Origin of the sequence: Roseisolibacter sp. H3M3-2, from assembly GCF_029211165.1 — a bacterium.
Taxonomy (GTDB): domain Bacteria; phylum Gemmatimonadota; class Gemmatimonadetes; order Gemmatimonadales; family Gemmatimonadaceae; genus Roseisolibacter.
The window spans coordinates 1-2592 of the sequence record NZ_JARGEK010000518.1; the positions used below are offsets into that span (position 1 = coordinate 1).

The 2592-nt window shown below is 80.2% G+C and carries 3 protein-coding genes and 1 pseudogene; 3 read left to right on the top strand and 1 reads right to left on the bottom strand.

Annotated features, from left to right (window positions below):
- The 3 genes and pseudogenes from PYV61_RS23875 to PYV61_RS23885 all read left to right on the top strand — a co-directional run.
- Positions 1–365 (top strand): annotated as a pseudogene (locus PYV61_RS23875) (hypothetical protein); the annotation flags it as partial.
- On the top strand, positions 362–835 hold the full coding sequence (locus PYV61_RS23880) for a GNAT family N-acetyltransferase (RefSeq protein WP_275836380.1): 474 nt from the start codon (positions 362–364) through the stop codon (positions 833–835). The pseudogene PYV61_RS23875 and the gene PYV61_RS23880, both read left to right, overlap by 4 nt.
- Positions 811–1620 (top strand): endonuclease/exonuclease/phosphatase family protein, encoded by an 810-nt coding sequence (locus PYV61_RS23885; protein WP_275836381.1) that lies wholly within the window; start codon positions 811–813, stop codon positions 1618–1620. The genes PYV61_RS23880 and PYV61_RS23885 overlap by 25 nt, the downstream gene beginning before the upstream one ends.
- A gap of 6 nt (positions 1621–1626) precedes the next feature.
- Here the strand turns inward: PYV61_RS23885 and speB are convergent, their stop codons facing one another.
- Positions 1627–2460 (bottom strand): agmatinase, encoded by an 834-nt coding sequence (speB, locus tag PYV61_RS23890; RefSeq protein WP_275836382.1) that lies wholly within the window; start codon positions 2458–2460, stop codon positions 1627–1629.
- Positions 2461–2592 lie beyond the last annotated feature (132 nt).

Here is a 2592-nt window from a genome sequence, read left to right on the forward strand (position 1 = left end):
ACCTCGACGCGCCCGCCGGCGCCGACAGCGCGGCGTGCGACTACGTGCGCAGGACCGGCGCGCCCGCCGACGTGCTGGAGGTGGTCGGCGGCGGCGCCGTCGCCCGCATCGACGTCGACTCGCCGACCGTCGCGACCGCGGCCGGCGTGCGCGTGGGCGACCCCGAGGCGCGCGTCGTCGAGGCGTACGGCGCGCGCGCCGCCGTCACGCCGCACAAGTACGTCGACGGGCACTACGTCACCGTGACGCCGGCCGCCCCGGCCGACAGCGCGTACCGCCTCGTGTTCGAGACGGAGCGCGGGCGCGTGACGCGCTACCGCGCCGGCCGCCGCCCGGCGGTGGAGTACGTCGAGGGGTGCGGGTGACCGGGCCGGTCGAGATCCGCAGCGCGGCCGACGACCCGGCGTCGCTGGAGGCGGCGCGCGCGCTGGTGCGCGAGCACGTGCTCGCCCACTCCACCGCGCACGGCCCCGACGCCGCCGAGCGGCTGGCGGCCGCGCTGCCGGCGCCGTTCGCGCCGCGCGGCGGGCTGTGGGTCGCGTGGGCCGGCGGCGAGGCGCTCGGGTGCGTCGCGCTGCAGCCGCTCGCCGACGGCGCCGCGGAGCTCAAGCGCATGTTCGTGCTCGCCGCCGCGCGCGGGCGCGAGGCGGCGCGCGCGCTGCAGGCGCACGCGATCGCCGAGGCGCTGGCGCGCGGCCACGCGGTGCTCCGCCTCGGCACGCTCACGACCATGCACGCGGCGCAGCGGCTGTACGAGGGCGCGGGCTTCCGCCGCGTGCCGGCCTACCGGCCGACGGAGTTCGGCGACACGTGGTTCTACGAGCGCGCGCTGTAGCGACCGCGCTGGGGTCGGCCGCGCTCCTCTCAATCGCGGCGTGCCGCACGGGGCGCGACTACGCGGCGGCCGACGTCCCGCGCCAAGCCGCGCCGCCCCCGCGCCCGCCGCCGGCGCGCGCCGACTCGCTGCGGGTGGTGTCGTTCAACGTCGCGTTCGCGCGGCGCCCGGCCGAGGCGGCGGCGCTGCTGGCCGCCGACGCGGCCACGCGCGGCGCCGACGTCGTGCTGCTGCAGGAGATGGACGCCGACGGCACGCGCCGCGTCGCCGAGGCGCTGGGGATGGGGTACGTGTACTACCCGGCCATCCGCCACCGCCGCACGCGGCGCGACTTCGGCAACGCGGTGCTCACGCGCTGGCCGGTGGCGGCCGACGCGCGCCTCGTGCTCCCGCACCCGTCGCGCTACGCGGGCACGCACCGCACCGCGACGGCCGCCACGCTGGCGGTGGGCGCGGCGCGCGTGCGCGTCTACTCCACGCACCTCGGGACCGCGCTCGACGTGGGGGACGGCGCGCGGCGCGCGCAGCTGCGCGCGGTGCTGGCCGACGCGGCGGCGCTGGCGCTGGCGGTGGTCGGCGGCGACTTCAACGACGGCGGCGTGGCGGCGGCCGGCGTCGCGGCGGGGTTCGCGTGGGCGACGCGCGCCGGCCCGCGCACGACGCGCTTCGGGCGCTGGGACCACGTGCTGGTGAAGGGGCTGCGCGTCGCCGCCGCCGGCACCGGCCCCGACGCGCGCGGCGTCAGCGACCACCGGCCCGTGTGGGCGGTCGCGCTCCTCCCCTGACCGGCGTCAGTCCCCCGCGTCGCGCAGCAGCCGCGCCGCGACCTCCTTCACCAGCTTGGCCGCCGCGCACGCGGTCAGGTCCTGCACGTCGCGCGACGGGTTGAGCTCCACCACGTCGGCCCCCACCAGCCGCCCGCCGCACCCCTGCACGAGCCCCAGCGCCTCGCGCGTGGTCAGCCCGCCCGGCTCGCGGTGCGACACGCCGGGCGCGAACGCCGGGTCGAGCGCGTCCAGGTCGAACGAGAGGTACACGGCGCCGTCGAGCGACGGCCGCGCGCCGCGCGCCCACGCCGCCATGTCCACCACCTCGACGCCGAGGCGGCGCGCCTGCGCGCGCTGCACGCCGGTGGAGGCGCGGATGCCCACCTGCACGACGCGGTCGGCCAGCCCGTCCTCCAGCACGCGCGCGAACGGGCAGGCGTGCGACAGCCGGTCCCCCGCGTAGTCGGGGTACAGGTCGGGGTGCGCGTCGACGTGCAGCACGGTGAGCGACGGCGCGTGCGGGCGCAGCCCGCGCAGGGCGGGGTAGCTCACCGCGTGGTCGCCGCCGAGCAGGAGGGGGCGCGCGCCCGTGGCGGCGAGCGCGCCGACCGCGGCGGCGATCCGCGCGTGCACCGACGCGGCGTCCTCGCCGGGGGCGGCGCGCGGCACGTCGCCGGCGTCGGCCAGCCCGCCGTCGGCGCGCAGGTCGCGGCCGTCCTCGGTCCACCAGTTGGTGTGGTCGGACGCGAGCGCGGCGCGGATCGCCGCCGGCGCCGCGGCGGCGCCGCGCAGGAACGACGAGCCGCCGTCGAACGGGAGGCCGAGGAGGGTGGGGCGCGCGGGGCGGGGCTCGGGCATGACGGAAGGATGCGCGCCCGCCGCCCGCGACGCATCTTCGCGCATGCGCCCGCTCGTCCCAGCCCTGCTGCTCCTGGCCGCCGCGCTGGCCGCGGCCGCGCTCCCGTCGGTGCCGCTCCCGCCGGCGCTCGA